We start from the raw sequence: 2,649 nt of genomic DNA, 5'->3' as shown, positions 1-2,649 counted from the left end.
CGACGCGCGCGGCCGTCCGTTCGACGATGCCGGCCGCGAGCCCGCGCCAGCCCGCATGGGCGGCGCCCACCGCGCGGCCGTGCGCGTCGCACAGCAACACGGGCAGGCAGTCGGCCACCATCACGACGCACACGGCGCCCGCGCGATCGGTGACGCTCGCGTCGGCCTGCACCGGCGTCGCGCCGTCGCCGGCCGACGCGATCACTTCGTCCGCGCGCACGATCTGCGCGCCGTGCACCTGCTCGAGCCACGCGGCGCGCGGCTGCCCGGTCAGCGCGAGCAGTCGCGCGCGGTTCTGCGCGACATGCGCGGGATCGTCGCCGGTATGCAAGCCGAGATTCATGCCGCCCGGCAGCGCGGCACCGTCCTGCCAGCGGCCGTACGGCCCTTCGCTGACGCCGCCGTCGCGCGTCGTGATCAACGCGCGCACGCGCGGCGACACCTGCCAGTCCGGCAGCACGCAGTCCCGCCAGCTCAGCGGCGTGGGGTTCGTCATCGGCTTTACTCCCTCTCGTCGTCCGGATACGACGCTTCGTCGTGGTAATCGCCGCCGAAATCGTCGTCGATGCCGTCGTCGTCGAATTCCTCGTCGTTCTGCCCGAAACCGAGCGCCTCGACGAGCGCGGTCATGTCGTCGGGCAGCGTACAGCGCCACTGCATCGCACTGCCCGTGACCGGATGCACGAGCCCGAGCCGCCACGCGTGCAGCGCCTGCCGCGCGAAGCCGCCCGGCAGCGGCGCGACCGAGCGCTTGCCGCGCGCACGTCCGTACACCGGATCGCCGAGCAGCGGATGCCCGACATGCGAACAATGCACGCGGATCTGGTGCGTGCGGCCCGTTTCGAGATCGCACTGGATCGCCGACACCGGCTGACGTTGCCACAGGCATGTGTCAACCGTGCGGAAATGCGTGCGCGCCGGCTTGCCCGACGCGCCGGTGACGACGGCCATGCGCGTGCGTTCGCGCGGATCGCGCCCGATCGGCGCGTCGATCGTCCCTTCGTCGGGCATCGCGCCCCACACGAGCGCGAAATAGCGGCGCTTGACCGTGCGCGCCTGCAGCTGGCGCACGAGATCGGTCTGCGCGGCCAGCGTGCGCGCGACCACCATCAGGCCGGACGTCTCCTTGTCGAGCCGATGCACGATGCCCGCGCGCGGCAGGCCGGCCGCGGCGTCGCCGTAGCGATGCAGCAGCCCGTTCAGGATCGTGCCGCTCCAGTTGCCGGCCGCGGGATGCACCACGAGCCCGGCCGGCTTGTTGATGACGACGAGCGCGTCGTCTTCGTAGACGATGTCGAGCGGCACCGGCTCGGGTGTGAACGCAAGCTGTTCGGGCAGCAGATCGGGCACGAGCTCGATCGTCGCGCCGAGCGGCACCGGCTGGCGGATCTTCGCCGGCGCGCCGTCGACGCGCACACGCTGCGCATCGATCCAGCTCTGCAGCCGGCTGCGCGAGAATTCGGGAAACAACTGGGCAAGCGCCTTGTCGAGACGCTCGCCCGCGAGCGACGCGGGCACTTCGACGACGCGCGGCGCATCGTCGCCGCCGCCGGACGGCGCAACAGGCGGCTGCAACGCGTCGCCGATCAGATCGTCGTCGAGGGAATCCCCGAGGGCAGCGTCGGCGGGCCGATCGCTTGGGCTATAATCTTCGCGATTTGACGTGCCCGAGCGGGCATTCTGCGAACTTGAACGGGTCATTTAGACTGGGTCACCGAGACTTGAAGCTAGGACATGCGAGCATGACGAATTCGACCAAACGCACGGCTAAAACCGTCGCCGCCCGGGCTGCGGCGGTAGCGGCCGCGGCCCTCATCGCCGGCTGCCACGGCTTGCCGCAGAAGCAGGACGAGACGGCTACCTGGTCGAACAACAAATTATACTCAGAGGCCCAGGACGCCCTGTCCGGCGGCGACTGGGGCAAGTGCGCGAAATATTTCGAGGCGCTGCAAGGTCGCGATCCGTTCGGCCATTTCGCGCAGCAGGCGCAGATCAACGTCGCGTACTGCAACTGGAAGGACAACGAACCGGCCGCCGCCGATCAGGCCGTCGACCGCTTCATCCAGCTCCACCCCGATCATCCCGACATCGCCTACGCGTACTACCTGAAAGGGATGATCCACTTCAACGACGATCTCGGGCTGTTCGGCCGCTTCTCCGGGCAGGACATGAGCGAGCGCGACCCGCAGGCGCTGCGCGAGTCCTACGACGCGTTCAAGGTCGTCGTCGATCGCTATCCGAAGAGCAAATACGCGCCCGACGCAGCGGCACGGATGCGCTACATCGTGAACGCGCTCGCGTCGCACGAAGTGCATGCGGCCGACTACTACTACCGGCGCGGCGCGTATGTCGCGGCCATCAACCGCGCACAGCTCGCGATCAAGGACTACAAGGGCGCGCCGGCCATCGAGGACGCGCTGCACATCATGGTCCTGTCGTACCAAAAGCTGAATCAGCCGCAGCTCGCCGAAGACACGAAGCGCGTGCTCGCGGGCACGTTCCCGGACAGCCCCTACATCACGGGCCGCGCGCGTCCCGGCACGAAGAAGTCGTGGTGGCAGTTCTGAGCGATGCCGCATGCCGCGCGAACGCGGCAGCCATAGAAAAACCCCGCCAAAAGGCGTAATGCCGTTCAGTTAAGGTTCTTTC

The 2,649-nt window shown here is 68.6% G+C and carries 3 protein-coding genes; 1 reads left to right on the top strand and 2 read right to left on the bottom strand.

The window, feature by feature from the left end:
- Both HMPREF3115_RS25485 and HMPREF3115_RS25480 read right to left on the bottom strand, forming a co-directional pair.
- On the bottom strand, positions 1-496 hold a 496-nt coding region (locus HMPREF3115_RS25485; protein ID WP_176748772.1), incomplete at its 3' end, for a purine nucleoside phosphorylase YfiH/LACC1 family protein.
- Between the two features lie 5 nt (positions 497-501).
- Positions 502-1,701 (bottom strand): RluA family pseudouridine synthase, encoded by a 1,200-nt coding sequence (locus tag HMPREF3115_RS25480; protein ID WP_053297208.1) that lies wholly within the window; start codon positions 1,699-1,701, stop codon positions 502-504.
- Positions 1,702-1,742: 41 nt separating this feature from the next.
- On the opposite strand from HMPREF3115_RS25480, the gene HMPREF3115_RS25475 reads away from it, so the two are divergent.
- On the top strand, positions 1,743-2,567 hold the full coding sequence (locus tag HMPREF3115_RS25475) for an outer membrane protein assembly factor BamD (protein ID WP_006399942.1): 825 nt from the start codon (positions 1,743-1,745) through the stop codon (positions 2,565-2,567).
- Positions 2,568-2,649: the final 82 nt, after the last annotated feature.

It is taken from the genome of Burkholderia sp. HMSC10F09, from assembly GCF_001806955.1.
In the GTDB taxonomy this organism is placed as follows: Bacteria; Pseudomonadota; Gammaproteobacteria; order Burkholderiales; family Burkholderiaceae; genus Burkholderia; species Burkholderia multivorans.
Note: the sequence above shows the minus strand (reverse complement) of the source record. Positions and strands in the feature narration are given on the sequence as shown.

Bases quoted from the DNA above. Each gene is read 5' to 3' on its own strand.
- HMPREF3115_RS25480 (WP_053297208.1), bottom strand. From the start codon at position 1,701: ATGACCCGTTCAAGTTCGCAGAATGCCCGCTCGGGCACGTCAAATCGC.
- HMPREF3115_RS25475 (WP_006399942.1), top strand. From the start codon at position 1,743: ATGACGAATTCGACCAAACGCACGGCTAAAACCGTCGCCGCCCGGGCT.